This is a genomic window from Microbacterium sp. RG1, assembly GCF_005347485.1.
In the GTDB taxonomy this organism is placed as follows: Bacteria; Actinomycetota; Actinomycetes; order Actinomycetales; family Microbacteriaceae; genus Microbacterium; species Microbacterium binotii_A.
In genome coordinates, this window is record NZ_CP034121.1 from 1,315,131 (window position 1) to 1,340,194 (window position 25,064).

The 25,064-nt window shown below is 69.1% G+C and carries 26 protein-coding genes; 7 read left to right on the top strand and 19 right to left on the bottom strand.

Annotation, left to right across the window (positions count from 1 at the left end):
* Window positions 1-30: 30 nt before the first annotated feature.
* Window positions 31-657 (bottom strand): general stress protein, encoded by a 627-nt coding sequence (locus tag EHF32_RS06335; RefSeq protein ID WP_137417396.1) that lies wholly within the window; start codon window positions 655-657, stop codon window positions 31-33.
* Between the two features lie 70 nt (window positions 658-727).
* On the opposite strand from EHF32_RS06335, the gene EHF32_RS06340 reads away from it, so the two are divergent.
* Genes EHF32_RS06340 through EHF32_RS06350 form a run of 3 tightly spaced genes read left to right on the top strand, consistent with a single transcriptional unit; the run spans window position 728 to window position 3,718 of the window.
* The gene (locus tag EHF32_RS06340; RefSeq protein ID WP_137417397.1) at window positions 728-1,978 is read left to right on the top strand and encodes a magnesium transporter MgtE N-terminal domain-containing protein; all 1,251 of its coding nucleotides are present in this window, start codon (window positions 728-730) and stop codon (window positions 1,976-1,978) included.
* A complete protein-coding gene (locus EHF32_RS06345) occupies window positions 1,978-2,577 on the top strand; it encodes a DUF1003 domain-containing protein (RefSeq protein WP_137419144.1) in 600 nt (199 codons plus the stop codon). The genes EHF32_RS06340 and EHF32_RS06345 overlap by 1 nt, the downstream gene beginning before the upstream one ends.
* Window positions 2,567-3,718, top strand: a complete 1,152-nt coding sequence (locus EHF32_RS06350) for an Mrp/NBP35 family ATP-binding protein (protein WP_238343810.1) — start codon at window positions 2,567-2,569, stop codon at window positions 3,716-3,718. Before EHF32_RS06345 ends, EHF32_RS06350 begins: the two co-directional genes overlap by 11 nt.
* A gap of 12 nt (window positions 3,719-3,730) precedes the next feature.
* On the opposite strand, the gene EHF32_RS06355 is transcribed toward EHF32_RS06350, so the two are convergent.
* Window positions 3,731-4,111: a Sec-independent protein translocase TatB gene (locus EHF32_RS06355; RefSeq protein WP_137417398.1), complete on the bottom strand. Its 381-nt coding sequence runs from the start codon at window positions 4,109-4,111 to the stop codon at window positions 3,731-3,733.
* A 71-nt stretch (window positions 4,112-4,182) separates the two neighbouring features.
* Here EHF32_RS06355 and EHF32_RS06360 point away from each other — a divergent pair, with 71 nt between their 5' ends.
* The gene (locus tag EHF32_RS06360) at window positions 4,183-4,821 is read left to right on the top strand and encodes an O-methyltransferase (RefSeq protein WP_137417399.1); all 639 of its coding nucleotides are present in this window, start codon (window positions 4,183-4,185) and stop codon (window positions 4,819-4,821) included.
* Between the two features lie 57 nt (window positions 4,822-4,878).
* Here the strand turns inward: EHF32_RS06360 and EHF32_RS06365 are convergent, their stop codons facing one another.
* From EHF32_RS06365 to dapE, 3 genes are all read right to left on the bottom strand, one after another.
* A complete protein-coding gene (locus tag EHF32_RS06365; protein WP_137417400.1) occupies window positions 4,879-5,049 on the bottom strand; it encodes a DUF3117 domain-containing protein in 171 nt (56 codons plus the stop codon).
* Window positions 5,050-5,441: 392 nt separating this feature from the next.
* On the bottom strand, window positions 5,442-6,647 hold the full coding sequence (locus tag EHF32_RS06370; protein ID WP_137417401.1) for a hypothetical protein: 1,206 nt from the start codon (window positions 6,645-6,647) through the stop codon (window positions 5,442-5,444).
* Window positions 6,632-7,705 (bottom strand): succinyl-diaminopimelate desuccinylase, encoded by a 1,074-nt coding sequence (gene dapE, locus EHF32_RS06375; protein ID WP_137417402.1) that lies wholly within the window; start codon window positions 7,703-7,705, stop codon window positions 6,632-6,634. Before dapE ends, EHF32_RS06370 begins: the two co-directional genes overlap by 16 nt.
* Before the next feature lie 43 nt (window positions 7,706-7,748).
* Here dapE and dapD point away from each other — a divergent pair, with 43 nt between their 5' ends.
* Window positions 7,749-8,687: a 2,3,4,5-tetrahydropyridine-2,6-dicarboxylate N-succinyltransferase gene (gene dapD, locus EHF32_RS06380; protein ID WP_137417403.1), complete on the top strand. Its 939-nt coding sequence runs from the start codon at window positions 7,749-7,751 to the stop codon at window positions 8,685-8,687.
* Entirely contained in the window at window positions 8,684-9,484 is an 801-nt protein-coding gene (ppk2, locus tag EHF32_RS06385) for a polyphosphate kinase 2 (RefSeq protein ID WP_137417404.1), read from the top strand. The genes dapD and ppk2 overlap by 4 nt, the downstream gene beginning before the upstream one ends.
* 5 nt (window positions 9,485-9,489) lie before the next feature.
* Here ppk2 and ddaH read toward each other — a convergent pair whose 3' ends face one another.
* The 7 genes from ddaH to EHF32_RS06420 form a co-directional block, all read right to left on the bottom strand.
* Entirely contained in the window at window positions 9,490-10,251 is a 762-nt protein-coding gene (ddaH, locus tag EHF32_RS06390) for a dimethylargininase (protein WP_137417405.1), read from the bottom strand.
* Between the two features lie 2 nt (window positions 10,252-10,253).
* Complete coding sequence (locus EHF32_RS06395) at window positions 10,254-11,552, bottom strand: citrate synthase (protein ID WP_137417406.1); 1,299 nt, start codon at window positions 11,550-11,552, stop codon at window positions 10,254-10,256.
* 168 nt (window positions 11,553-11,720) lie between these two features.
* The gene (gene dapC, locus EHF32_RS06400; protein WP_137417407.1) at window positions 11,721-12,833 is read right to left on the bottom strand and encodes a succinyldiaminopimelate transaminase; all 1,113 of its coding nucleotides are present in this window, start codon (window positions 12,831-12,833) and stop codon (window positions 11,721-11,723) included.
* Between the two features lie 8 nt (window positions 12,834-12,841).
* Window positions 12,842-13,162, bottom strand: a complete 321-nt coding sequence (gene fdxA, locus EHF32_RS06405) for a ferredoxin (RefSeq protein ID WP_137417408.1) — start codon at window positions 13,160-13,162, stop codon at window positions 12,842-12,844.
* Window positions 13,163-13,171: 9 nt separating this feature from the next.
* Window positions 13,172-13,549, bottom strand: a complete 378-nt coding sequence (locus tag EHF32_RS06410) for a DUF6113 family protein (protein ID WP_137417409.1) — start codon at window positions 13,547-13,549, stop codon at window positions 13,172-13,174.
* A 34-nt stretch (window positions 13,550-13,583) separates the two neighbouring features.
* Window positions 13,584-13,898: an AzlD domain-containing protein gene (locus EHF32_RS06415; protein ID WP_137417410.1), complete on the bottom strand. Its 315-nt coding sequence runs from the start codon at window positions 13,896-13,898 to the stop codon at window positions 13,584-13,586.
* Entirely contained in the window at window positions 13,895-14,593 is a 699-nt protein-coding gene (locus EHF32_RS06420) for an AzlC family ABC transporter permease (RefSeq protein WP_137417411.1), read from the bottom strand. The genes EHF32_RS06415 and EHF32_RS06420 overlap by 4 nt, the downstream gene beginning before the upstream one ends.
* A 125-nt stretch (window positions 14,594-14,718) precedes the next feature.
* Here EHF32_RS06420 and EHF32_RS06425 point away from each other — a divergent pair, with 125 nt between their 5' ends.
* Window positions 14,719-15,207, top strand: a complete 489-nt coding sequence (locus EHF32_RS06425) for a helix-turn-helix domain-containing protein (protein ID WP_443189860.1) — start codon at window positions 14,719-14,721, stop codon at window positions 15,205-15,207.
* Window positions 15,208-15,214: 7 nt separating this feature from the next.
* Here the strand turns inward: EHF32_RS06425 and typA are convergent, their stop codons facing one another.
* The 7 genes from typA to EHF32_RS06460 all read right to left on the bottom strand — a co-directional run bounded on the left by typA (window position 15,215) and on the right by EHF32_RS06460 (window position 25,018).
* A complete protein-coding gene (gene typA, locus EHF32_RS06430; protein ID WP_137417413.1) occupies window positions 15,215-17,128 on the bottom strand; it encodes a translational GTPase TypA in 1,914 nt (637 codons plus the stop codon).
* A gap of 76 nt (window positions 17,129-17,204) precedes the next feature.
* On the bottom strand, window positions 17,205-17,645 hold the full coding sequence (locus EHF32_RS06435; RefSeq protein ID WP_161594067.1) for a PH domain-containing protein: 441 nt from the start codon (window positions 17,643-17,645) through the stop codon (window positions 17,205-17,207).
* Window positions 17,646-17,746: 101 nt separating this feature from the next.
* Window positions 17,747-19,417, bottom strand: coding sequence for a dipeptide ABC transporter ATP-binding protein (locus EHF32_RS06440; RefSeq protein WP_137417415.1), 1,671 nt, complete (start codon window positions 19,415-19,417; stop codon window positions 17,747-17,749).
* Window positions 19,414-20,364 (bottom strand): ABC transporter permease, encoded by a 951-nt coding sequence (locus tag EHF32_RS06445; protein ID WP_137417416.1) that lies wholly within the window; start codon window positions 20,362-20,364, stop codon window positions 19,414-19,416. The genes EHF32_RS06440 and EHF32_RS06445 overlap by 4 nt, the downstream gene beginning before the upstream one ends.
* A complete protein-coding gene (locus tag EHF32_RS06450; protein ID WP_137417417.1) occupies window positions 20,354-21,283 on the bottom strand; it encodes an ABC transporter permease in 930 nt (309 codons plus the stop codon). The genes EHF32_RS06445 and EHF32_RS06450 overlap by 11 nt, the downstream gene beginning before the upstream one ends.
* A 171-nt stretch (window positions 21,284-21,454) precedes the next feature.
* Window positions 21,455-23,077 (bottom strand): peptide ABC transporter substrate-binding protein, encoded by a 1,623-nt coding sequence (locus EHF32_RS06455; RefSeq protein WP_137417418.1) that lies wholly within the window; start codon window positions 23,075-23,077, stop codon window positions 21,455-21,457.
* A 195-nt stretch (window positions 23,078-23,272) separates the two neighbouring features.
* Window positions 23,273-25,018 carry an ABC transporter substrate-binding protein gene (locus EHF32_RS06460; protein ID WP_137417419.1) on the bottom strand — a complete coding sequence of 582 codons (1,746 nt, stop codon included), beginning with the start codon at window positions 25,016-25,018 and terminating at the stop codon, window positions 23,273-23,275.
* Window positions 25,019-25,064 lie beyond the last annotated feature (46 nt).

Consider the following 25,064-nt stretch of genomic DNA (forward strand, 5'->3'; position numbering starts at 1 on the left):
GGGACGCGGGCGGGGCCGGATGCGTCGCGCTCAGGCGCGTTCCTCGTCCTGCCCCGGCTGCGGCTCTGCCGGCGCGGGCCGCTCCGCCGGGGCAGCCTGCGGCGGCTGCGCGCCCGGCGCGATCCGCTCGCCGTAGCGAGGCGGGGTGTCGAGTCGCTGCGGAGCCGCAGCCGGCCGCGTCGCGGTCGGGGCGGTGCCGAGCGCGACACGAGCCTTGTGCACGCTGGCCGGCGCGACCTTGACCTCGTAGTGGTCCGCGACGACCTGCATGACGGAGGCGTAATCGCGTCGGCGGCGCACGATCGAGAACATCAGGATGTTCAGCAACATCCCGAGCGCGATGCCGACCAGCAGCACGCCGACGAAAGCCTGGATCGGAGCGGCGGGCGAGCCGAGCACGAAGATGAACGAGAAGAGCACACCCAGCATGAGGCCGTTGATCGCACCCGACCTGGCGGCGGTCGCGTAGCCCAGTCGGCCCGTGATGCGCTCGATGGAGCGTAGGCCTGCGCCCACGATCGCGATCTCCTTGGCCGGCACCTCGGCCGCGATGAGAGCGGACACGGCCTTCTGCGCCCCCTCGTACTGCGTGAACGAGGCGACGGTCTCGCCCGTCTCGGCGGAGCCTTGCGAGAACGGTGCACCCTGGTTGCTCATCGCCCCATCTTCCCACGCCGTGCCGCAACGCTCCCGGCTCGCTCGTCGAGGCCGGGGCTAGGCTGGTCGAGTGAGCACACAGCGGGTTTTCGTCGCGCGTCTGGCCGGATGCGCGGTCTTCGATCCCGCCGGCGACCGCCTCGGACGCGTGCGCGACGTCGTCGTGATCTACCGCCCCGACGATGCTCCCCGCGTCATCGGACTGGTCATCGAGATCCCCGGCAGGCGCCATGTGTTCGTCTCGATCGGCCGCGTCACCTCGATCGACACCGGCCAGGTGATCACGACCGGTCTCATCAACGTGCGCCGTTTCCAGCAGCGCGGCGGCGAGGTGCGAGTTCTGGCGGAGCTCGTGGGTCGCAAGGTGTCGCTGCGCGACGGCTCCGGCCAGGCCGTCATCGAGGACGTCGCGATCGAGCGCAACCGCCTCGGCGAATGGGACGTGTCGCAGCTCTTCCTGCGCAAGCCCAAGACGAGCCCGTCGCCCTTCGCGAAGGGTGCCACGACCTTCGCCTCGTGGCACGACGTCAACGACGGTCAGACGCGCGGCGAAGCGCAGTCCGCCGAGCGGTTGGTCGCCAGTTACGCAGAACTCAAGGCCGCCGACCTGGCCAACACCCTGCTGGATCTTCCCGAGGACCGTCTCCTCGAGGTCGCGGAGGAGCTTCCCGACGACCGTCTCGCCGACGCTCTGGAAGAGATGCCGGAAGAGGAGCAGGTGCACATCCTCGAGGCCCTGGGCGACGAGCGCGCCGCCGACATCCTCGATGCGATGGAACCCGACGACGCCGCCGACGTGCTCGCTCAACTGCCGGCCGAGCAGCGCGAGGAGCTGCTCGAGCTCATGGAGCCCGATGAGGCGGAGGACGTGCGCGCCCTCCTGCAGTACGGGCCCGACACCGCGGGTGGACTGATGACACCCGAGCCGATCGTGCTGTCGGCCGACAACACGATCGCAGAGGCGCTCGCACTCATCCGCCGCCACGAGACCCACCCGGCCCTCGCCGCCGCCGTCTTCGTGACGCTGCCCCCCTACGAGACCCCGACGGGTCGGCTGCTCGGCACGGTGCACTTCCAGCGGATGCTGCGCTATCCCCCGCATGAGCGCCTCGGCGCGCTGCTCGATGATTCGCTCGAGCCCGTGCCCGCCACTGCCTCCGCAGCCGTCGTCGCCCGTCTGCTGGCGACGTACAACCTCGTCTCGGTACCCGTCGTCGACTCCGCTCAACGTCTCGTCGGCGCCGTGAGCGTCGACGACGTGCTCGACTACCTGCTTCCGGAGGACTGGCGCACGGGAGACTCGGAAGGACGGCCGCAATGATGGCTCGGTCCCCTCGCAAAGGGGCGCTGGACGCACCTCGCGGCCGGGGCGGCATGCTGTCGCGCTCACCGCAGCCCTCTCGTGATCGCTTCGGCCGCTTCACCGAGGTCATCGCCCGCGGCATGGGGACGCCGTGGTTCCTGGTGGGCCTGAGTGCGTTCTGTGCCGCCTGGCTCGCCTGGAACACCATCCTGCCGCCGGAGCTGCGTTTCGACTCATCGGACAACGGATTCACGGCGCTGACGCTCGTGCTGTCGCTGCAGGCGTCCTATGCGGCCCCGCTGATCCTGCTCGCACAGAACCGGCAGGACGACCGCGACCGGGTGCAGATCGAGCAGGACCGCCAGCGCGCGGAGCGCAACCTCGCCGACACCGAGTACCTCGCTCGCGAGATCGTCGCGCTGCGGATGGCGCTGACGGACGTCTCGAGCGAGTCGGTCACGCGTGAGGTGTTGCGCGACGAACTGCGGGCGCTTCTGGAGGATCTGCAGGCACACGGCGCCGGCGAGGAGCCGGAGCAGGTGCGGGCCGAGCGCGAGGAGAAGCGCCGTCGGGCCGAACGCCGCGAGAAAGCGGAGCGCGAAGCCCGTGAACTCTGAGACCGACCGCGTCGCCCGGGTGCGGGAAGCGGTCGGCGCCGTCACCGATCCCGAACTGAGACGCAGCCTCGCCGACCTCGACATGCTCCGCGAGGTGACGGATGCCGCCGACGGCGGTGTGCGCGTCGCGGTAGCGCTCACGATCGTCGGCTGCCCCGCATCCGATCGCATCGAACGCGACGTGCGCGCAGCCGCCGCGCGCGTCGTCGGAGACGCGCCGGTCGAGGTCGCCCTGGGTGTCATGAGCCCGGAGGAGCGGGAGGCGCTCACGACGCGCCTGCGCGGCGGTCGCCAACGAGGCAATCCCTTCACAGCCGAGTCTCTGACGCGGGTGGTCGCGGTCACGAGCGGCAAGGGCGGCGTCGGCAAGTCGACGATCACCGCCAACCTCGCCGTCGCGCTGGCGGAACGCGGGCGACGGGTGGGCATCGTGGATGCCGACGTGCACGGCTTCTCGATACCGGCCCTGCTCGGACTCGTCGACGCCGACGGCGCGAGTGTGCGACCGACCCGGATCGACGACCTCATCGTCCCGCCGGTCGCCTTCGACGTGAAGGTCGTCTCGATCGGGATGTTCCTGCCCGAAGGCGCCGCCCGCAGCGCCGTCGCGTGGCGCGGTCCCATGCTTCACCGCACGATCCAGCAGTTCCTCACCGAGGTGTACTTCGGCGACCTGGACGTTCTGCTCATCGACATGCCCCCCGGCACGGGCGACATCGCCATCTCGATAGGACAGCTGCTCCCGCACGCCGACGTCCTCGTCGTCACGACACCGCAGGCGGCGGCCTCCGACGTGGCGGCGCGCAGCGCGCTCGTGGCGAGACAGACTGGTCAGAGCGTCCTGGGAGTCGTCGAGAACATGACCGCGATGACGCTGCCCGACGGCACGACGTTCGATCTGTTCGGGTCCGGCGGCGGTGATCACATCGCACAGGAGCTGAGCACCGATGCCGAGACGGTCGAGGTCATCGCCCGCGTGCCGCTGAGCCCGGCGCTGCGCCGCGGCGGGGATACCGGCGAGCCGGTCGTGCGAAGCGCCCCGGAGGATGCGGCTTCGCTCGCGATCCAGCAGATCGCCGCCCGCGTCCTCCGATCGGGACGATCGCTCTCCGGTAGACCGCTGCCCGTCACCCCGCGCTGAGCGCGAGAAGCGTCAGGTCGCCTCGTCGTCGAACGGGGGCCGCTCCCCCGACTCCAGATCGAAGCTCTCCGCCGCGCGGGTCGTCGACACGGTCATGGCCGCCGCGGCGCCGGCCGCACGCACGGTCGCCGTCGGCGGATCGTCGAGCAGCGCCTCGCGGATGATGCGTCGCGGGTCGTACTGACGCGGGTCGAGCTTGCGCCAGTCCACCTCGTCGAACTCGGGACCCATCTCGTCCTTCACGCGACTGCGCGCACCGCGCAGGAACTCGCGGGAGCGGTTCGTGAACCGCGCGAGGGCCTCGGCGTAGCGGGGCAGACGTTCGGGCCCGATGAGGAAGGCGGCGATCACGGCGATCACCAGCAGCTTCTCGATCGTGAGCCCGAACACCATGCCTTCAGATTACCGCCGCGCCTGACCGCCGCCGCCCACCGGCGCCCGTAGGCTTGCCGAGGAGGAACACCATGGCCGGACACGACGCGAGCGACCGCTTCGCTCGCGAGGCGACCGTCGAACCCGACGCGATCGCCCGCGCACGCACGCACGCCCTCGAACTGGGTGCGGATCCGGTGAGCCCCCCGATCGGTGCGCAGCTCGCACTGCTCGCCCAGGTCTCACGCGCCCTCAACATCGTCGAGATCGGCACGGGTGCGGGCGTGTCAGGGCTGTGGCTCATGCACGGGGCACCGCGGGCCATCCTCACGACCATCGACAAAGAGCCCGAGCACCTGCAGGCCGCCCGTCGAGCGTTCTCAGACGCGCGTATCGCGCCGGCTCGCGCCCGATTCATCACCGGCCGCGCCTCCGACGTCCTGCCGCGGATGAACGAAGCCTCTTACGACATCGTGCTCGTCGACGCGGATGCGGACGGCGTGATCGAATACGTGGAACACGGCCTGCGTCTCGTGCGTCCGGGCGGGCTCGTGCTCGTGCCCCGCATCCTCGCCGGCGGCGCCGTCGCCGACCCCGTGCGTCGCGATCCCGTGACGACCGCCTACCGGTCGCTCATCCAGGAGACGCAGTCCTCGCCCGCGGTCATCGGCGCGTTGTCGATCGTCGGCGAGGGTCTCCTCCAGCTCACGACGATCGACGAGAACCACTGATACGCCACTGCGGTCGGTCCCGAAGGACCGACCGCAGTGAAGCAGGAAGTGAACAGCTCAGGCGCCGACGACCCCCGCGAGCACGTCGTGCAGTTCCTTGGCCTCGGCGTCGTTGACCGACACCACAAGACGCCCGCCGCCCTCGAGCGGAACACGAACGATGATCAGGCGCCCCTCCTTCACAGCCTCCATCGGCCCGTCTCCGGTTCTCGGCTTCATGGCTGCCATCGTGGCTCCTCTTCGTCAATGGTGAGTTCCCAGTTTATCGTGCGTGAGAGCGCGCCCGACGCTTGTCCTCAGGGGATCTGCCAGAGCGTGTTCTCTGCAACACGGAGCGCGATGTGCCCCGCCACCGCTCTCACCGCTGTCCCCTATCGAGATTCGCGGAGTCTATGGATAGCCGCGTAGGTGCACACTCCCCCACCCAGCAGGCTACCGACAAGACCGGGCACCGCCGACCAGTAGAGCTCGCCGGCAACGAAGAACGTGACCAGGGCGGCCACCCCGCACAGAACGGCCATCAGCCCGACGCAGAGGACGACGGTCCATAGTGCCCTGCGGGGCACGGGCTTGCGCGTCTCACTCATGTCGCCGAGCATAACGAGCCGTCGCCCGCTCACTCAGGGGATCTGCCAGAGCGTGTTCCCGAGCGCGTACATGTTGTAGATCCACCACCACTGCCCGGCCAGCCCGGCGACCAGCACGCCGATGCGCCAGGCCGGACGGCGCCCGACCGCGACGGCGCCCCACAGGGGCGAGAGCGGGACGAGCAGCCGGAAGGTGCTCGACTGCGGGAAGAAGACGGCGAGCAGGTAGAGCAGGTAGCTCGCTGACCACAACCGCATCTCCATCCCGAGCCGGCGCACTCCCGGCGCGAACAGCAGGACGGCGCCCACCGCCAGCACGATCACCGCCAGCAGCGCGAACCCGAGCCACAGCGGCCACCCCCACAGCCGCGCCCAGAAGGCGGTTCCCGCGAGGAAGCCGTCGAACGGGAAGAAGTGCGCGGCCGCATCCGGGATCCAGTTGCGTCGCCACGCGAGCTCCGTCGCCAGGTAGGCGCCCGGGTCGCCCGTGGCGACCGCCGCGATCACCTGCCACGAGAAACCCACGACGCTCGCCAGGGCGGCGAGGGCGACCAGGTGCACGACCTCGCGCGCGGGAAGCGGATCCGCGCGCCTGCGCAGCCAGCGCCAGACACCGACGAGCCCGAGCGTGAGAGCGAAGGCGAGGACGCCGGGGCGCGTGAACCCCATGAGAGGGATGAGCAGGTACAGCCAGACGTAACGGCGCCGGAGCAGGGCGTCCAGCGCCAGCATCAGCCACAGGAGGAACAGCGCTTCCGCGTACGCGATCTGGAAGAGCGCGGCCAGCGGCCCCGCCACGAAGAAGACGACCGCCCAGGTCGACGTCGAGCGGTCCAGCCGACGGCGCATCAGGCGATAGAACGCGAGCGCCGCGAAGTAGCCGGCGATGAGCGCGACGAGAGGACCCGCTACGGGCCATCCGCCGACGAAGAGACCCACACCCTGCGACAGCCACGGGTACAGCGGCAGGAAGGCCCACGCGTTCTCGGCGACCTGGCCCGCCTCGGTCAACGGCAGCGGCGAGGGGTACCCGTTGGCGGCGACGACCCAGTACCACTGCGCGTCCCAGCCCATGAGCAGCTTGCCGATGCCGGGATCGACGCCGAACCGGGATGCCGGGGTCGACAAGGCGGAGGCGAGGGCGAAGAAGCCCAGCGTCACCAGACGGGCGGCGACGTAGATCAGACCGATCCGCGCGGCGACCGGCCAGCGGCCGACGCGCGTCAGGTGCTCAGCCACGTGCGCAGTCCGCGCTCGACGTCCTCGATCTGCGCGATCGGCACGCGCTCCTGGTCGTGGTGGGCCAGACTCGGGTTCCCCGGGCCGTAGTTCACCGCGGGCACACCCAGCGCCGAGAAGCGCGCCACATCCGTCCATCCGTACTTCGGATGCGGTTGGGCACCGACCGCGCGCACGAACTCCTGGGCGAGGGGAGCGTCCAGACCGGGCCGGGCGCCCGCGGACGAGTCCGTCAGCTCGACCTCGAAGCCCGCGAGCACGTCGCGCACGTGGGCCTCCGCCTCGGCCACCGACCTGCTCGGCGCGAAGCGGTAGTTGATCTCGACCTCGCAGAGATCGGGGATGACGTTACCTGCCACGCCACCCGTCACGCGCACGGCGTTGAGACCCTCGCGGTAGGCGAGTCCCTCCACGTCGATCGTCGCCGGCTCGTAAGCGGCGAGGCGGGTGAGGATCGGAGCAGCGGCGTGGATCGCGTTCTCCCCCACCCAGGCGCGAGCGCTGTGGGCCCGGACGCCGTGCGTGCGCGCCACGACGCGCAGCGTCCCGTTGCAGCCTCCCTCGACCTGGCCGTTCGAGGGCTCGCCCAGAATCGCGAAGTCGGCCTCGAAGAGGTCCGGGCGCAGGCTCGCCACACGGCCGAGCCCGTTGAGGGAGGCCTCCACCTCTTCGTGGTCGTACCACATCCAGGTGATGTCGACGCGGGGATCGGTGAGCTCGGCGGCGAGCTTCAGCTGAACCGCGACGCCCGCCTTCATGTCGACTGTGCCGCGCCCCCAGAGGGTCGGTTCGCCCTCGTCGTCGATCAGGCGGGTCGGGAGATTGTCGTTCAGCGGAACCGTGTCGATGTGCCCGGCGATCACGACACGCTGCGGTCTGCCGAGACGGGTACGGGCGATGATGGTGTCGCCGTCGCGGAAGACCTCGAGGTGCGGCAGGGGCGCGAGGGCGGCGGCGATGGAGTCCGCCAGCGTCGCCTCATCGCCGGAGACGCTCGGGATGTCGCAGATCGCCTGCGTGAGCTCGACGGCGGACGCGGACAGATCCAGCACGGGCATGAGCTCAGTCTATCGAGGCTCCTCGGGCCGATAACCTGAGGAGATGAGCATGAAGCGCACGGTGTGGGGCACGGGTCTGTCGACGACGAGTGAGGACGGCACCGTTCTCGACGCGTGGTTCCCGACAGTGGCGGCCGAGGCGCAGGCCGGCTCGACCGCCGAGTTCGCGGAGTTCGCCGGCGCAGACGCCCGCCGTCAGGTCACGGTCGCTCCCGTCGAGCTGACGATCGATGTGGATGCGGCTCCCGCATCCACGGTCGACGCCTATCTGCGTCTGCATGCCCTCTCCCACCGTGTGGTGGCGCCGAACGAGATCAACCTCGAGGGCATCTTCGGGCACCTGCCGATCGTCGCGTGGACGACCGCGGGGCCGATGCTTCCCGCCGACGCGGAGCGCCTGCGCCCGGCGCTGACCCGCGCCGGCATCCAGGTGCACAGCCTCGACAAGTTCCCGCGGCTTCTCGACTACGTCACCCCGCCCGGGGTGCGCATCGCCGATGCCTCGCGCGTGCGCCTCGGCGCCTACCTCTCCCCCGGCACCACGGTCATGCACGAAGGATTCGTCAACTTCAACGCCGGCACCCTGGGCGCCTCCATGGTCGAGGGTCGCATCTCCCAGGGCGTCGTCGTCGGTGACGGCAGCGACATCGGAGGCGGGGCGTCGATCATGGGCACCCTCTCGGGCGGTGGCACCCACCGGGTCTCCATCGGGTCTCGCACGCTCCTCGGCGCGAACGCGGGCATCGGCATCTCCCTCGGCGACGACTGCGTCGTGGAGGCCGGCCTCTACGTCACCGCCGGATCGAAGATCGTCCTCGCCGACGAGCAGCCGCGCGCCGACGGCACACGGCCCGTCGTGAAGGGCGCGGAGTTGTCCGGACGCGACGGCATCCTGTTCCGCAGGAACTCGGTGACCGGGGCGATCGAGGCCGTGCGACGCGCGGGCGTGGGAGTCACCCTCAACGAGGCGCTGCACGCATGAGCGCGGCGCGGCTGCCGAAGAAGCTCTACGAGCGCGAGCTCGCTCGTCTGCAGGCTCAGCTCGTCGACATGCAGGCATGGGTGCAGGCGACCGGGGCGCGCGTCGTGGTGATCTTCGAGGGCCGCGACGCTGCGGGCAAGGGCTCGACGATCAAGCGGGTGTCGGAGTACCTGAACCCCCGCGTCAGTCGCATCGTGGCTCTGCCGACGCCCACGGATCGCGAGAAGTCGCAGTGGTACTTCCAGCGCTATGTCCCCCACCTGCCTGCGGCGGGCGAGATCGTGCTGATGGACCGCTCCTGGTACAACCGGGCCGGCGTCGAGCGGGTCATGGGCTACTGCACGGATGCGGAGTACCAGAGGTTCCTGCGCCAGGCGCCGCTGTTCGAACGGATGCTGGTCGAAGACGGCATCCTGCTGCTCAAGTATTGGTTCAGCGTGTCCGACGTCGAGCAGGAGGCGCGTTTCCGCTCGCGGGCGAGCGACCCGATGAGGCGCTGGAAGCTGAGCCCGAACGACGTGTTGTCCATCACCAAGTGGGAGGACTACTCCCGGGCGAAGGACGCGATGCTCGTGCACACCGACATCCCCGAGGCGCGCTGGTACGAGGTGGACAACGAGGACAAACGTCGTGGTCGGATCAACATGATCCATCACCTGCTCGAGCAGATCCCCTGGCAGCCGATCCCGCACGAAACCGTGGAGATCCCGGAGCGACCCGCCTCACGCGGATACGAGCGTCCGCCGCGCAGCCTGGACGCGATGGTCCCCGACTACGCCGCCACGTTGGAGCGCTGACGGCGTCAGTCGCGCAGCCGCACCGACAGACAGGTGACGCAGCCCTCGAGCTTCTCGAACTCGGTCACCGGGGTCGTGATGACCTCCAGGCCCCTCTCCCGGAAGAGGGCAGCGGATGCCGGGGCGTCCGCCGACATGAGCACGGTGTTCTCGTCGAGCACCACCACAGCCGTGCCGTGCTCCTCGGGAACCGCGAGGAACGCCGGGAACGCGTCGGGGTCATCCACCAGCGGCGGGTAGCCGATGACGGTGCCGTCCGGAAGCGCGGTCACTGCCGACTTCAGGTGCAGGACCCGCGTCACGGGAACACCCTGCACGTCCCACCCTCGAGGTGCGAGCAGTGCGCGCAGCTGCACCACGGCGTCCTCGGTCGTGCGCGCCGACAGGCCCACGTACGCGGTGCGGCCGATCTTCAGAACATCGCCGCCGTCGAGTGTCGCCGGGGCGACGATCTCCGCCGTCGGCAGTCCGGTCCGCGCGGTCGCGGCTTCGATCGTCGGGCGCTCACCCCGGCGCGAGTCGGCTCCGGCGCGGCAGAGGACGGCCAGATCGCCGAACACGACCACGGCATCCTCGACGAACACGCCGTCCGCCTGCTCGTCCGCCTCGGCGACCGGCACGATCTCCCAGCCGCGAGCGCGGAACACGTCCACGTACGCCTCCCACTGCTCGCGCGCGAGCGTGGGATCCACCGGGACTCGCTCGAGGTGCGTGAGCTCCCCCTCGGCCAGCCGCGAAGACGGCGGCCGCACGAGAAGCCGCGGCATCGTCAGCCCACGCCCGGGTAGTTGCGCTCGGGGGCCCCCACGTACAGCTGCTGGGGGCGGCCGATCTTGGTCTGCGGGTCCTGGTTCATCTCGCGCCAGTGCGCGAGCCACCCCGGAAGGCGACCGATCGCGAACAGCACGGTGAACATCCGGGTCGGGAAGCCCATGGCCTTGTAGATGACGCCGGTGTAGAAGTCGACGTTCGGGTATAGCCGGCGGGAGATGAAGTAGTCGTCGCGCAGGGCGATCTCCTCCAGCTCCTTCGCGAGATCCAGCAGCGGGTCACTGACGCCGAGCTCGGCGAGCACCTCGTCGGCGGACTCCTTGACGAGCTTCGCGCGCGGGTCGTAGTTCTTGTACACGCGGTGTCCGAAGCCCATGAGCTTCACGCCGTCTTCCTTGTTCTTGACCCGCTCGACGAAGCGCTGCACGCTCTCGCCGGAGTCACGGATGCGGCCCAGCATGTCGAGCACGGCCTCGTTCGCACCGCCGTGAAGCGGCCCGGAGAGGGCGTTGATACCCGCCGAGACCGAGGAGAAGATGTTCGCCCCGGTGGATCCCACCAGACGCACCGTCGACGTCGAGGCGTTCTGCTCGTGGTCCTCGTGCAGGATCAGCAGGCGCTCGAGCGCCCGCGACATCACGGGGCTGATCTGGTACTGCTCGCTGAGCACGCCGAAGTTGAGCTTCAGGAAGTTGTCGACGAAGCTGAGCGAGTTGTCGGGATACAGGAAGGCCTGGCCGACGCTCTTCTTGTGCGCGTAAGCCGCGATCACAGGAAGCTTCGCGAGCATCCGGATGGTGTTGAGCTCGACGAACTCGGGGTTGTGCGGATCCGACTGGTTCTCGTAGTAGGTCGAGAGCGCCGCCGTGGCGGCCGACAGCACGGACATGGGATGCGCGGTGTGCGGCAGCGCCGAGAAGAAGCGCTTCAGATCCTCGTGCAGCAGCGTGTGACGCCGGATGCGGTTGTCGAAGTCCTCGAGCTCGCTCGCGCTGGGCAGCTCGCCGTAGATGAGGAGCCAGGCGACCTCGAGGTACGTCGAGTTCTTCGCGAGCTGCTCGATCGGGTACCCGCGGTAGCGGAGGATGCCCTCGTCGCCGTCGATGAAGGTGACCGCGGACTTGGTCGCCGCGGTGTTCACGAACCCGTAGTCGAGGGTCGTGTGTCCGGTCTGACGCGTCAGCGACGACACATCGATGCTGGGCGCACCGTCCGTGCCCGTCAGCACAGGCAGCTCCGCGGTGTGCTCTGCGACGGTCAGACGTGCGGTCTTCTGCTGCGAGCCGGCTTCGGTCACGGCGCCTCCTTGCGATGGATCGTCGGCGAAAGGTGGGGATCCTCGGTCGCCCGGTGGCGACCCGCCCGGGCACGCTACGTGTCGGCGCGCCCCTGCGATTACAGCCTAGCCGTGGCAGCGGCCTACGGTGACTGGCGCCAAAGGAACGTGCGATCCGTAGGAGAAAAGCTACGAACTTGCGGCGTGCAGGCGCGCCGCCGCCGCCGCGATCCGCTCATCCGTCGCCGTGAGGGACAGTCGGATGTGGTGCGGATGGTGCGGTCCGTAGAAGTGTCCGGGGCCGGCCAGGATGCCGAGACCCGCGAGGGCGGCCATGCTCTCCCACGCATCCTCGCCGCGCGTCGCCCAGAGATAGAGTCCGGCTTCGCTGCGGTCGACGCGGAAACCTGCGGCCTCCACGGCCGGCTTGAGCACCGCCCGCCGGGCACCGTAGCGCTCCTTCTGCGCGACGACATGGGCGTCGTCACCGAGCGCGGCCACCATCGCGGCCTGCACGGGGGCCGGCAGCATGAGCCCCAGGTGCTTGCGCGCCGTCAGCAGCCGTGCGACCAGGGCGGGATCCCCCGCGAGGAAGGCGGCACGATAGCCGGCGAGATTGGACTGCTTGCTCAGCGAGTAGACCGACAGCACGCCGGACAGATCGCCGGCGACCACGGCGGGATCCAGGACCGAGGGCACGGGGGCATCCGCCCACGGCGCTTCCCATCCCAGCTCGGCGTAGCACTCGTCCGACACGAGCACCGCGCCGAGCTCTCGGGCCCGCTCGCGGGCCCGACGCAGCTCGACGACGCTCCACACCCGTCCGTCCGGGTTGCCGGGAGAGTTGATCCAGACGAGCTTCGTGCCCTCCGGCCACGAGGCCGGGTCGTCTGCGGCCACCGCCGTCGCCCCGACCAGGCGTGCTCCGACCTCGTAGGTCGGATACGCGGCGACCGGATGCACGACGGTGTCTCCCACGCCGAGCCCGAGCAGCAGCGGAAGCAGGGCCACCAGCTCTTTCGAACCGACGGTCGGCAGCACGTGCGAGATGGTGAGATCCGCGACGCCGCGGCGGCGCGCGTACCAGTCGACGATCGCCTCGCGCAGCGGGGGCGTACCCACCGTCTGCGGATAGGCATGCGCGTCGGTCGCGGCCGCGAGGGCGGCCTCGACGACCGCCGGGGTGCGGTCGACAGGAGAGCCGATCGAGAGATCGACGATGCCGTCGGGATGACGGCGCGCGGCCTCGGCGTACGGCGCGACGGCGTCCCAGGGATAGTCGGCGAGGTCGGCGACGCTCATCTAGGCGTTCACTCGCCCTGGGGCGGCAGCTCGGCGATGACCGGGTGGTCCTTGTGGATCACGCCGACCTTGGCGGCACCACCGGGCGAGCCGATGTCGTCGAAGAACTCGACATTCGCCTTGTAGTAGTCCTGCCACTCTTCCGGCAGGTCGTCCTCGTAGTAGATGGCTTCCACGGGGCAGGCCGGCTCGCAGGCGCCGCAGTCCACGCACTCGTCGGGGTGGATGTAGAGCGAGCGATCGCCCTCATAGATGCAGTCGACGGGGCATTCGTCGATGCAGGCACGATCCTTGACATCGACGCACGGAAGGGCGATCACATACGTCACGGGACCAGTCTAGTTCGCCTCGACTGCCCGTCGGGGCGCGCGCGGCCACGCCACGACGACCGCTGCCACCAGCGGGACGGCGCCCATCCAGATCAGCGCGAGCGTCTCGTGCGCCACGGTGAACAACACCGACCCGCCCGTCGACGGCTGGGCGAACACGTACGTGATGACCATGACGCCCAGCGCTGCCGCGAGGGTCGCCCACCTGTCCCCCGTCAGCAGCCGCACGGCGATCAGCAGCGCACCGGCCCCGATCACCCCGAGCAGGAGTCCGATCGGCGCCGGTCCGATGAATGCCGCATGCGCGAAGGATCCGGCGGCGCCGTAGACGACCCCGACGACGAGTGCGATCGCCCAGGCGGCGATACGAGATGCAAGCGAGCCCACCCCGGGATCCTAGTCGTCGGGGATGGGAGTCGTCTCAGGCCGCCCAGCCAACCAGACGAAGCAGCGCCGCGACGGCGGCGGCCGCGACCACGACGACGAGGAACGGGGCGCGGAGCGCGAGGAGGCCGGCGGCGACCAGGAGCGCGGGCAGGCGAGCATCGAGCACGATCGCCTGTCCCGCTCCGAGTGCCTGCACGGCGACCAGCGCACCCAGCAGGGCGACGGTCAGCAGATCCGCGATACGGGCGGGCCTCGGTGCTTCGACGAAGCGCGTCGGGATGGCGTATCCCACGGCCTTGAGGGCGAGGCAGATCACCGCGGCGAGAACGACCGCGTTCCACAACGTCACGACGCCGCCTTCGCCCCGGAGCGATCGCCCCACCCGACGACGACCGCCACGAGGGCGGCGATCAGCACGGGAACACCCGGCATGAGCGCGGGCGTGAGGACCGTCGCGACCACGGCCGCGGCGATGCCGACGGCGATGGCCTGTCTGCCCACCAGGCGCGGCCACAGCAGCGCGAGGAAGGCCGCGGCGGCCGCGGCATCCAGTCCGTACGCGCGCGGGTCCCCCAGGACGTCGCCCAGGAGCGCACCCGCCAGCGTCGAGATGTTCCAGCCGACGTAGATGCCGACGCCCGTGACCCAGAATCCGAGAGCGCGGGCACGCGCATCCGTCTGCGCGAGCGAGACGGCGGTCGATTCATCGATCGTGAACCCGGCAGCGGCCATCTTGCGCCACATTCCGTCGAACTGCGGCGACAGCCGCATGCCGTACGCGACGTTACGCACCCCGAGGAGCGCCGCGGAGGCGATCGCCGCGGGCGCGGCAGCGATCCCTCCGGCGGCGATGACACCGACGAAGGCGAACTGCGATCCGCCGGTGAACATGAGCAGGCTCAGGACGCACGTCTGCCAGACATCGAGGCCGGCAGCGACCGAGAGGGCGCCGAAGGAGATGCCGTACGCACTCGTCGCCAGGGCGACCGCAAGACCCTGGCGCACCGCGCGGCGGCCGGGGTCGGGCAGGCTCTCCACATCCATCACCACATGATGTCCGTCGGGGAGAACGTTCGTCAAACCGAACGCTCGTACGTCATACTGAACAAATGGAGAGCATCGGTCCACGCATCGCACGGTCGCTCCGCCGCGAACGGGAACGCGCGGGGATGAGTATCTCCGAACTGGCCCGCCGGGCCGAAGTGGGAAAGGCCACGATCTCGCAACTCGAGTCAGGCGCCGGCAACCCCAGCGTGGAGACGCTCTGGGCGATCGCGACGGCTCTGGGCGTGCCGTTCGCGGTCTTCGTCGAAGAGCCCGACGACGGACTGCGCCTCATCCGTGCGGGGGCGGGCGACGGCATCCGCGCGGCGGACTCGCCCTACAGCGCCCTGTTGCTCGCGGCGGGCTCGCCGAACTCGCGCAGCGACCTCTACCTGCTTCGCGCGGAGCCGGGCGAACCGCGTCGGTCGCGGCCGCACACGCTCGGCACCGTCGAGCACGTCGTGCTGATCACCGGACGCGCGGCCGCAGGGCCGGCGGACTCCCCCGTCGAACTCTCGCCGGGCGACTACCTCCGGTATCGCGGGGATGCGCCTCACGTCTTCGAGGCGCTCACCCGCGATACCAGTGCGGTTCTCGTCTCCGAGGTCCGCTGAGTCCGACTCAGGCGTTTGCGTCCTGGCGCTTCAGACGGGATGCGGCACGGCCGCGCTCGGTCGCGTCGAGCACGACCTTGCGGATGCGCACCTTCTCGGGGGTGACCTCGACGCATTCGTCGTCGCGGGCGAACTCGAGCGACTCCTCGAGGGTCAGCACACGCGGCGGCGTCATCGACTCGAAGGAGTCGGAGGTCGACGAACGCATGTTCGTGAGCTTCTTCTCCTTGGTGATGTTGACGTCCATGTCGTCGGCGCGCGAGTTCTCGCCGATGACCATGCCCTCGTAGACCTCCTCGGTCGGCTGGACGAAGAAGCTCATCCGCTCCTGCAGCGCGATCATGGCGAACGGGGTGACGACACCCTGGCGGTCGGCGACGATCGAGCCGTTCTGACGCGTCGTGATGGAGCCGGCCCAGTCGTCGTAGCCGTGGGAGATCGCGTTCGCGATACCCGTGCCGCGCGTGATGGTCAGGAACTCGCTGCGGAAGCCGATGAGGCCGCGCGAGGGGACGACGAACTCCATGCGGACCCATCCGGTGCCGTGGTTCGTCATGTTGTCCATGCGGCCCTTGCGAGCTGCCATGAGCTGCGTGATCGCGCCGAGGTGCTCCTCGGGAGCGTCGATCGTGAGGTGCTCGAACGGCTCCTTCAGTTTGCCGTCCTCGCCGCGCTTCGTGACGACCTGGGGCTTGCCGACGGTGAGCTCGAAGCCCTCACGACGCATGTTCTCGACGAGGATCGCCAGCGCCAGCTCACCGCGGCCCTGGACCTCCCAGGCGTCGGGGCGGCCGATGTCGACGACCTTGAGCGAGACGTTACCGATGAGCTCCCGGTCGAGGCGGTCCTTCACCATGCGCGCCGTGAGCTTGTGGCCCTTGACCTTGCCCATGAGCGGCGAGGTGTTCGTACCGATCGTCATCGAGATCGCCGGGTCGTCGACCGTGATGGCCGGCAGCGGGCGGACATCCTCGGGGTCGGCGATCGTCTCACCGATCGTGATGTCCTCGAATCCGGCGATGGCGACGATGTCACCGGGGCCGGCGGACTCGGCCGGGAAGCGCTCGAGCGCCTTGGTCTTGAGCAGCTCCGTCACGCGCGCGTTGGAGTGCGAACCGTCGTGGCGGACCCACGCGACGGTCTGACCCTTCTTGAGGGTGCCGTTGAAGACGCGCAGGAGAGCCAGGCGGCCGAGGAACGGGCTGGAGTCGAGGTTGGTCACCCACGCCTGCAGCGGTGCCTCGTCGTCGTAGGACGGCGCCGGCACGTGTTCGAGGATCGCCTCGAACAGCGGCTCGAGGTCTTCGTTGTCGGGCAGCGACCCGTTCTCGGGGCGCGTGCGCGACGCGGCGCCGGCGCGGCCGGAGGCGTAGACCACGGGAACGTCCAGCAGCGCGTCGACGTCGAGGTCGGGAACGTCGTCCTGGAGATCGGAGGCCAGACCCAGCAGGAGGTCGTGAGCCTCCTCCTCGACCTCGGCGATGCGTGCGTCGGGGCGGTCGGTCTTGTTCACGAGCAGGATGACCGGCAGCTTCGCCTCGAGCGCCTTGCGCAGCACGAAGCGAGTCTGGGGAAGCGGCCCCTCGGAGGCGTCGACGAGCAGCACGACACCGTCCACCATCGACAGGCCGCGCTCCACCTCGCCGCCGAAGTCGGCGTGACCCGGGGTGTCGATCACGTTGATCGTGATCGGGCTGTCGGTGTGGATGCCGTTGTACGTGATCGCCGTGTTCTTGGCGAGGATCGTGATGCCCTTCTCACGCTCCAGGTCGTTGGAGTCCATCGCGCGCTCTTCGACGTGCGCGTGTTCACCGAACGAGCCCGTCTGACGGAGCATGGCATCGACGAGAGTCGTCTTGCCGTGGTCGACGTGGGCGACGATCGCGACGTTACGCAGATCGGAGCGGAGGGCGCGCGCCATACAGGTTTCCTTGCAGTGAGGGAGGGTGACCCGGGACTCCGGGCCCTTCAGTCTACCGCAGGCGACTGTGAGACGGTCAGCCGGCCCCGACGACCGCGACGGCGATGCCCGCCCAGACCACCAGCGCGATGAGCGCCACGAGCGCCGGGAGGTCCCACATCCGCCGTACCGGGGCGGGCACGGCGGTGGGCTCGAGGGCCGAATGCCAGTCGTCGATGATGCGCTCGGCGTCTTGCGAGCCGGCCGCGGGCCGGTCGTCGCTCGGAGAACGGCGCGCGCCGCTGCGGGCGGAGACCGGTCCCCCGTAGCAGGTGAGCGTGCGCCCCTCGGTCGTCTCGATGACGAGCTGGTAGCGCATGCGGATGTCGGCGATCGCGGAGAAGGGGATGCGGGTGATGCGCAGGAAGTTCTGCACGCGCAGACCGTCGGCGGAGCTGGTCACGCTGGACGCGAAGACGCCGACGTAGATCCCCCACAGCGCAAGCAGGATCCACGGGGCGAGCAGCAGCGCGCTCACGAGCCCGGCGCGGATCAGCGCGTCGCCGAGGAGGAAGGCGGCGGCGACCGCCGAGATGATGATCCCGACGGTCGCCGACGTCGACCGGTAGACGGTGCGGTTCAGTTGCCGCCTCCGAGGGGAATGGTCGCGCCGGGGATGGCATCCAGCAGGCGGCGGGTGTACTCCTCGGCCGGGTTGGCGAAGATCTCGTCGACCGTGCCCTGCTCCACGATGCGCCCCTTCTCCATCACCGCGACCATGTCGGCGGCCACACGCACGACGGCGAGGTCGTGGGTGATGAAGAGGTAGGTCAGCTCGAGCTCGGACTGCAGCTCGGCGAGCAGCTGCAAGATCTGATCCTGCACCAGCACGTCGAGGGCCGAGACCGCCTCATCCAGCACGACGATGTCGGGCTTGAGTGCGAGCGCGCGGGCGATGGCCACGCGCTGACGCTGACCACCGGAGAGCTCGTTCGGGTAACGGGTCGCCAGCTCCTGCGGGAGCGAGACCTGGTCGAGCAGCTCACGCACGCGCTCACGACGGGAGGCGCCGTCGCCGACCTTGTGGATCTCCATCGGCTCCGCGATCGTGTTGCCGATGTTGCGGAGCGGATCGAGCGAGCCGTACGGGTCCTGGAACACCGGCTGCATCCGACGACGAAGCGCGAAGGCCTGCCGATTGGAGAGGCTCGCGATGTTGGTGCCGTCGATCTCGATGGACCCCGCGGTGGGATCCTCGAGCTTCAGCACCATCTTCGCGACCGTGGACTTGCCCGATCCGGACTCGCCGACCAGGGCCAGCGTCTTGCCGCGCGGGATCTCGAACGAGACACCGTCGACAGCACGGAAGGCTTCGCTGCGGAAGCCGCCCTGGCGGATCTTGTACTCCTTGGTCAGGTCGGTCACGCGGATCGCGGGAGCGAGACCCTCGATGTCGTCGGTCGTCTCGATGCCCCGACTCTCCGCACGCGCCTGGATGCGCTGCGAGGCGAGCGAGGGAGCCGCCGCCACGAGGCGCTGCGTGTAGGGATGCAACGGGTTCTGGAGGATCTCACGGCTCGGGCCGGACTCGACGATCTCACCGTTCTGCATGACGATGATCTTTTCGGCGCGCTCGGCCGCAAGACCCAGGTCGTGCGTGATCAGCAGCACCGAGGTGCCCTTCTCCCGCGTGAGCTTCGCCATGTGGTCGAGGATGACGCGCTGGACCGTGACGTCCAGTGCGGACGTCGGCTCGTCGGCGATCAGCAGCTTCGGGTCGGCCGCGAGGCCGATGCCGATGAGCGCGCGCTGGCGCATACCGCCCGAGAACTGGTGGGGGTACTGGTGCAGGCGCTTGGCCGCATCAGCGAGTCCGGCCTGCTGCAGCACCTCGATCGCCCGCTGGGTGACCTCCTTGCGGCCGGTGGCGATACCGTTCGCACGGATCGCCTCCTTGACCTGGAAGCCGATCGACCACACCGGGTTGAGGTTCGACATCGGGTCCTGCGGCACGTAGCCGATCTCCCGACCGCGCAGGCGCTCCATCTGGGTGCGGCTGAGGCCGGTCAACTCACGCCCGTCGAGCGTGATGCTGCCCTGCGTGACGTGTCCGGTTCCGGGGAGCAGGTTGACGACCGCGGAGGCGGTGGTGGACTTGCCCGAACCGGACTCGCCGACGATCGCGACCGTCTCGCCGGGGAACACGTCGAGGTTCACACCGTGGAGCACCTCTCGGCTGCCCGACTGGGTGTCGAAGGCGACGCGGAGGTTGCGGATGCTGAGCAACGGGGTTGCGGCGCTCTCGCTCATCGGCGGGCCCTCGCTCTCGGGTCGAGGGCGTCGCGGATCAGCTCGCCCAGGAGGATGAACGCGAGGACGGTGAGCGTCAGCGCGATCGACGGGTAGATGAGCGCCATCGGAGCGATGCGCAACGACTGCTGCGCCTCGGAGATGTCACGGCCCCACGACATGACGTCGGAGCCGAGGCCGACACCCAGGAACGCCAGCGTCGCCTCGGCGACGATGGCCGCCGCCAGGCTGAGGGTCGAGATGACCAGCAGCGGCGCGATCGCGTTGGGTACGACGTGCGAGAGCATCGTGCGGAATCGCGACTGCCCGAGAGCCCGCGATGCGGTCACGAAGTCCGCCTGCCTGACGCGCAACACCTCGGCGCGCACGACGCGGGCGGTCGAAGCCCACGAGAATCCACCGATCGCGATGGCGAGGGTGAACACGTTGCGGAAGTCGGAGAACACGCTCATCACGACGACGGCGGCCAGGATGTAGGGGATCGAGAAGAAGATGTCGCCGACGCGGGAGAGCAGCGAGTCGAGCCATCCGCCGTAGAAGCCGGCCAGCGCGCCCATGATCAGACCGATCGAGGATCCGATGAGGGTCGACAGCAGACCGACCGAGAGCGACGTGCGGGATCCCCACACGATGCGCGCATAGATGTCGCACCCCTGGAACGTGAACCCCAGCGGGTGACCCGCGGCCGGGCCGCCGTTGCTGTTGGACAGCTGGCAGTCGTCATTGGGCGGCGTCTGGGTGAACAGCGTCGGCCACACGGCCATCAAGAGGATGAAGGCGACGACGGCGAGCGAGATCCAGAAGGTGGGGCGCTTGCGCAGGTCGCGCCACGCATCCCGCCAGAGGCTGGAGGGCTTCTCGTCGGCGATGCGGACGGCGTCGACCGTCAGCGACGCGTCCTTGACCTCGGCGACGTAATGCGTCGGCAGTTCGGAGTTACTTGACATAGCGGATCCTCGGGTCGAGCAGACCGTAGAGCAGGTCGATCACCAGGTTGACGAGAACGTAGATGATCACGAAGACGGTGACGAACGACACGATCGTCGGACCCTCGTGGCGCAACGTCGCCTGGAAGAGCGTGTTGCCGACGCCGGGGACGTTGAAGATCGCCTCGGTGACGGTGGCACCCACCAGCAGGACACCGAAGTTGGTGGCCGAGTTGGTGATGACCGGGATGAGCGAGTTGCGCAGCACGTGCACGGGGATGACGCGTCGACGCGGCAGGCCCTTGCTGTACGCCGTACGCACCCAGTCCTGGTTCAGCGTGTCGATGACCGAGCCGCGCATGAGTCGCATGCTCGTGGCGTAGAGGCTGAACCCCAGCACCAGTGCCGGCAGCCACAGGTCGCCCCAGTTGTTGTTCCCACCGACCGTCGGCTTGAACCAGCCGAACTGCAGGGCGAGGAAGTACTGCGCGAGGAAGGCGAGGACGAAGATCGGCATCGCGACGAACAGCAGCGAGATGACGAGTGCGACGTTGTCGAAGATCTTGCCCTTACGCAGGGCCGACACCGTGCCGATGATGATGGCGAGCGAGAACTCGATGCCGATGGCCATCACCGCGAGACGACCGGTCACCGGCAGCGTTCGGGCGAGGACGTCATTGACCGATTGGCCCGAGAACGTGTTGCCCAGGTCTCCCTGGAAGATGCCGGTGATGTAGTAGAAGTACTGCACGATGAACGGTTCGTTCAGGTGGTACTGCGCCTCGAGTGCGTCGATGACCGACTGGCTCGGCGTCTTGTCGCCGAACAGAGCCAGGATCGGGTTTCCCGGCATCGCGAAGACGAGGAAATAGATGAGCAGTGTGGATCCCAGGAACACCGGGATCACCTGCAGGATGCGTCTGAGGATGTAAGCGAGCATCCTCTCTCCCTCCGAGAAAGTGGCCGAGGAGTATCCTCGCACGATCGGTGCAAGAACCCCCCGCCCGACGAGAGACCGGCGCCCGCGTGGTGACGCGGACGCAGGTCTCTGGACAGGCCGCGAGGCGGTGACGGGATCGTCACCGCCTCGCGGTCGCGATCAGAAGAGCTATCAGCCCTTCGTGATCTGGTAGTACAGCGGAACCGAGTTCCAGCCGAACACGACGTTCTGAACCGTGTCAGCGTACCCGCCGTTCACGTTCGAGTACCACAGCGGGATGGCGGGGAGGTCCTTGAGCAGGATCTCCTGAGCCTTCTCGTAGTCGGCCGTGGCCGCGTCGACGCTGTCAGCAGCCGCGCCGGAGGCGAGCAGCTTGTCGAACTCGGGGTTCGAGTAGTCACCGTCGTTCGAGGATGCGCCCGTGCCGTACAGCGGAGCGAGGAAGTTGTACAGACCCGGGTAGTCGGCCTGCCAACCGGTGCGGAACGCGGTGGTGATCGTGCGGTTGGTCACCTCGGTGCGCAGCGAAGCGAAGTCGACGAACGGAGCGCCGGACGCATCGATGCCGAGCGTGTTCTTGATCGAGTTCGTGGTCGCGTCGACCCAGGCCTGGTGGCCGCCGTCGGAGTTGTACGCGATCTGGAACGTGCCGCTCCAGGGCGAGATCTTGTCGGCCTCGGCCCACAGCTCCTTCGCCTTGTCCTGGTTGTACTTGAGGACGTCGGCGCCCTCGAGCGAGTCGGACCATCCACCGATGACCGGCGACGAGAAGTCGCTGGCCGGCGTACGCGTGCCGTTGAAGATGGTCTTCGTGATCGCGTCGCGGTCGATCGCGAGCGAGAGCGCCTCACGACGCAGCTGACCCTCTTCGCCCGAGAAGTGCGCGAGGCTCTCCGGGATCGTGAACGACTGGAAGATCGCGGCGGGCTGGTTGACCGCGCGCTCGCCCAGGTCGGACTCGAAGGTCGCCTGTGCGCTGGTGGGGATCGCGTCGAGGACGTCGAGGTTGCCCGACTGGAGGTCGGCGTAGGCGCCGTCCAGGTTGGCGTAGAAGACGATGTCCAGGCCACCGTTCTTGGCCTCGCGGCCACCGGTGTAGGCGTCGTTCTTCACGAGGTTGATCTCGACGTCGTGCTGCCACGCGCCCTCGCTGGCCAGCTTGTAGGGGCCGTTGCCGATCGGGTTCTCACCGAAGGCGGTCGGGTCCTCGAAGGCGACCTCGGGAAGCGGGTAGTACGCCGAGTAGCCCAGGCGCTGCACGAAGTCGGCGGCGACGGGGTTGGAGAGCTTGATCGTGAAGGTCGTGTCGTCGACCTTGGTCAGACCGGTGAGCTCGGAGTCGGTCTCCTCGCTGTAGCCCTCGATGTCGGAGAACCAGGAAGCGTTCTTCTGGGCGTTCGACTTCAGAGCGCCGTAGTTCCAGGCCTTGATGAAGCTGTCGGCGGTGACGGCCTCGTCGTTGCTGAACTTCTGGCCCTCCTTGAGCTTCACCGTGATGGTGTTGGCGTCGTCGACGGTGATCGAGTCGGCGACATCGTTGACGATGTTGCCTTCGCCGTCGTAGTAGGCCAGGCCTGCGTAGATCGAGTCGACGATCTTGCCGCCGCCGGTCTCGTTCGTGTTGGCCGGGAAGAGCGGGTTCTCCGGCTCCGAACCGTTGACCTTGATGATGGCACCGGCGTCGCCACCGGTAGAGGTCGGCTCGTCCGAGCCGCCACTCGCGCAGCCGGCCAGGGCGAGAGCCCCGATACCGGCCAGCGCCACGCTCGCGAGAGCGATCTTGCTGCGCTTCACTGTTCCTCCTGGAAAAGGGATGATGCAGGCACGACGAGCTGTGAAAGCATCGTGCCGCGGATACCGAAACACTAAGCACGACCCACTGCTTGGTCAAAACGACCGCGCGAATAGTTACACACCCTTAACGAACCCCCTCGTGAACCGAGCAGATTGCTCAAGCCCGCCCACGACAGCAGGCCGCGCGGGCCGGAACTATTCCCCGCTCGACCTCGGGGCATCGGCCGAGGGCTGCCACGTCGCGAAGAAGGAGAGGATGCGGTCGCTCGGCGCCTCGGCCGGAGGCCCCGCGAGCGCGTCGGACCACACCGTGAGCTGCGGTACGGCGAACAGCGGTAGCGCCCACGCCTCATCGGACACGGCCTCGTCCAGTCGGGACAGAAGCGCGTCGCGCTGCGTTCGGTCCAGGGCGGAGGACGCGTCGACGACCAGCGCGTCGATCTCCTCGTCGCTCCAGCCGTACACGTTCTGCGCCGCCGCTGTGTGGAACACCGTCGCCTGCGCGACGATTGCCGCGGGGTCGGGACTCCAGGCGAACAGGGCGGCGTCGTATGCGTCCGGCTGGTCCCTCAGCACACGCATCCAGTCGGACGAGGCGACATCGACGAGGGTGACGCCCGCCTGGGATGCGGACTCGGACATGAGGGCGAACTCCGCGGCCCGGCGCGCATCGCCCGCCGGGTAGAGCACACGAACGGTCAGTCCGGCCGCATCCGTCGATTGCGGGGCCGCACCTTCGGGTGTCGACGAGGGCGACGCGGAGAGCCGTGGCCCCGTCGCCTCGACCATGCCCTGGCGCAGGGGCTCATCGGCGAGCAGGGGGTGGACGAGGTCGTCCAGCATCTGCTCTCGCGGAACCGTGGTCAGGAACGCGGTGCGGGCGCGGTGCGCGCGATCCGCATCCCCGCCGTAGGACGCGGGGTCGAACACTCCCCCGCCCGCCGTCTGCAGATCCAGGTGGTCGAAGGCATCCCCCGCTGACACGCGGGAGCCTCCTGCAGCGGCCGCCGCGTCGACGAGGTCCTCGTCCGCCGCCGCCGCGGCCAGATCGGCCTCGCCGCCGGCAACGGCGGCGACGCGTTCGGCCGGGTCCTGGATCGCGCGCACCCGCACCCGCTCGACGCGCGCGGCGCTGGGACGATCGGCTGCGGTGAGATCGATCGACCGGCCGTCGTCGGCGATGCGCGCGATGTCGTAGGCACCGGCCGTGATGTGCGCCCCGTCCGGGACGTCGCCGTCGAGACGGAAGTCCTCACGGAACGCGCGCGACACGGGTGCGAGCCAGTCCAGATCGCCGGTGTCGACGGCATCCGTGAACGCGGCCTTCGCCGCCGCCGCATCCGCGTAACGCCCCGGGTAGGCGAGATCCACCAGCACGTGAGCGGCGACGGGCGGCGCGTCGAAGGCGATCTGCCAGTCCGAGTAGGGCGTGTCGTAGACGAGGGTCAGGCTGCGCCCGTCGTCACCGATCTCGGGCACCTGCGACACGAGGTCGAGGCCCTGGCCGGCTCCGGCGCCCGCATCCCAGCGTGTCTCGCCCGCGGCGTCCGTGCGGTGCGTCGTACGAGCCGCCCACGTGAGCAACAGGTCCGCGGCATCGACCGGCGCGCCGTCGGACCAGGTGGCCGAGCCGCCCATCGTGTACCGGATGGTGAGCGGATCGCGCGTGAGAACACGGACGGTGCCGAAGCTCTCGTTCGGCGAGCGGGTGCCGTCGGCCTCCCGTTGCCAGAAGCTGCCCGACGTCAGCGCTGAGAGGTCGCGGTCGGCAGCGGTGTCCTGCCCCAGCACGAACGGGTTGAGAGAGGTGACGGGCGCGGCCGTGGCAACGGTCAGGGACGAGCCCGGCAGGACGCGGTTCTCCTCTGCCGAGCAACCGACCACCGTGCCCGCCAGCAGTCCGAGCAGAGCCAGGGTGGTCACAAGCGCACGACGCCGCATCGGTCCTCCTTCTCCGCGGCGGCCGGGATGCCGCGCGCGGTCGTGT

What these genes read in the sequence shown, in the direction of transcription:
- EHF32_RS06335 (WP_137417396.1), bottom strand. Translation starts at nt 657, where the DNA reads ATGAGCAACCAGGGTGCACCGTTCTCGCAAGGCTCCGCCGAGACGGGC.
- EHF32_RS06345 (WP_137419144.1), top strand. Translation starts at nt 1,978, where the DNA reads ATGGCTCGGTCCCCTCGCAAAGGGGCGCTGGACGCACCTCGCGGCCGG.
- EHF32_RS06355 (WP_137417398.1), bottom strand. Translation starts at nt 4,111, where the DNA reads ATGGTGTTCGGGCTCACGATCGAGAAGCTGCTGGTGATCGCCGTGATC.
- EHF32_RS06360 (WP_137417399.1), top strand. Translation starts at nt 4,183, where the DNA reads ATGGCCGGACACGACGCGAGCGACCGCTTCGCTCGCGAGGCGACCGTC.
- EHF32_RS06365 (WP_137417400.1), bottom strand. Translation starts at nt 5,049, where the DNA reads ATGGCAGCCATGAAGCCGAGAACCGGAGACGGGCCGATGGAGGCTGTG.
- dapE (WP_137417402.1), bottom strand. Translation starts at nt 7,705, where the DNA reads ATGCCCGTGCTGGATCTGTCCGCGTCCGCCGTCGAGCTCACGCAGGCG.
- dapD (WP_137417403.1), top strand. Translation starts at nt 7,749, where the DNA reads ATGAGCATGAAGCGCACGGTGTGGGGCACGGGTCTGTCGACGACGAGT.
- ppk2 (WP_137417404.1), top strand. Translation starts at nt 8,684, where the DNA reads ATGAGCGCGGCGCGGCTGCCGAAGAAGCTCTACGAGCGCGAGCTCGCT.
- ddaH (WP_137417405.1), bottom strand. Translation starts at nt 10,251, where the DNA reads ATGCCGCGGCTTCTCGTGCGGCCGCCGTCTTCGCGGCTGGCCGAGGGG.
- dapC (WP_137417407.1), bottom strand. Translation starts at nt 12,833, where the DNA reads ATGAGCGTCGCCGACCTCGCCGACTATCCCTGGGACGCCGTCGCGCCG.
- EHF32_RS06420 (WP_137417411.1), bottom strand. Translation starts at nt 14,593, where the DNA reads ATGGATGTGGAGAGCCTGCCCGACCCCGGCCGCCGCGCGGTGCGCCAG.
- EHF32_RS06425 (WP_443189860.1), top strand. Translation starts at nt 14,719, where the DNA reads ATGAGTATCTCCGAACTGGCCCGCCGGGCCGAAGTGGGAAAGGCCACG.
- typA (WP_137417413.1), bottom strand. Translation starts at nt 17,128, where the DNA reads ATGGCGCGCGCCCTCCGCTCCGATCTGCGTAACGTCGCGATCGTCGCC.
- EHF32_RS06440 (WP_137417415.1), bottom strand. Translation starts at nt 19,417, where the DNA reads ATGAGCGAGAGCGCCGCAACCCCGTTGCTCAGCATCCGCAACCTCCGC.
- EHF32_RS06445 (WP_137417416.1), bottom strand. Translation starts at nt 20,364, where the DNA reads ATGTCAAGTAACTCCGAACTGCCGACGCATTACGTCGCCGAGGTCAAG.
- EHF32_RS06450 (WP_137417417.1), bottom strand. Translation starts at nt 21,283, where the DNA reads ATGCTCGCTTACATCCTCAGACGCATCCTGCAGGTGATCCCGGTGTTC.
- EHF32_RS06460 (WP_137417419.1), bottom strand. Translation starts at nt 25,018, where the DNA reads ATGCGGCGTCGTGCGCTTGTGACCACCCTGGCTCTGCTCGGACTGCTG.